This window comes from Providencia sp. JGM181, assembly GCF_018257375.1.
Classification (GTDB): domain Bacteria; phylum Pseudomonadota; class Gammaproteobacteria; order Enterobacterales; family Enterobacteriaceae; genus Providencia; species Providencia lanzhouensis.
The window spans coordinates 1-908 of record NZ_JAERJY010000286.1 but is presented as its reverse complement, the minus strand read 5'-3'; the positions used below and the strand labels follow the sequence as shown (position 1 = coordinate 908).

General features: G+C 37.2%; 1 protein-coding gene. It reads left to right on the top strand.

The genetic code is table 11. From position 1 onward, the window contains the following. The first annotated feature begins 106 nt into the window (after nucleotides 1-106). Nucleotides 107-754: an outer membrane protein OmpW gene (gene ompW / locus JK188_RS17555; protein ID WP_036956531.1), complete on the top strand. Its 648-nt coding sequence runs from the start codon at nucleotides 107-109 to the stop codon at nucleotides 752-754. The last annotated feature ends 154 nt before the right edge of the window (nucleotides 755-908 follow it).

Sequence of the window (908 nt, the reverse complement as noted above, 5' to 3'; positions counted from 1 at the left end):
ATTAAGAAATATATAAATTAGCAAAAGATGTGATCTTGATTTGAATATTAAATTTAAGAATAGGCTATATTTTTGCTAAATAATAAACATAGGAATGGGATTGACAATGAAAAAACTCACTGCGCTTGTATTGGCTGCTGCAACTTTAGCTCCAGCGGCTTCATTTGCTCATGAAGCTGGCGACTTTTTATTCCGTGCAGGTACAGCTACTGTAAGACCAAATGTTGGCGGGGACGATGTTAAACTGGGCAATGCGAATTTAGGTCATTTTGATGCAAATAATAATACCCAATTAGGTTTAACTTTCGGTTATATGATCACCGATAATATTGGTGTGGAATTATTAGCAGCGACTCCTTTTGAGCATAAAGTTGGTACTGGCCCAACAGGAAATATCGCAACAGTTAAACACTTACCACCAACTCTGATGGCTCAATATTACTTCGGTGGCAAAGAAGATAAACTGCGTCCTTATTTAGGTGCAGGTCTGAACTATACGTTCTTCTTTGATGAGAAATTTAATAGTACTGGTAAAGAAGCAGGCCTGTCTGACCTAGACCTGTCAAGCTCTTGGGGCTTTGCAGCGCAAGCAGGTATGGACTACATGCTTGATGAAAACTGGATGTTAAACGCCTCTGTTTGGTGGATGAATATCGATACTGACGTTAAATTCAAAGCAGGTGAAGACCGCGTTAAAGTTGATACTCGTTTAGACCCATTTGTATTTATGTTTGGTGTGGGTTACCGCTTCTAATTTCTTAAGGACTTCGGCAAGTTTATTCTTGCTCGCTAATGGATTAGAAAGCAGTAAAGAAATCCGGGAATTTATTCCCGGATTTTTCGTTTTTAGAGAATAAAGAATATAATAAGCAGAAAACTCAATGTTAAATCATTTATATTTTATTTAA

Excerpts from the sequence above, each read along its gene's own strand:
- ompW (WP_036956531.1), top strand. The coding sequence starts at position 107 with ATGAAAAAACTCACTGCGCTTGTATTGGCTGCTGCAACTTTAGCTCCA.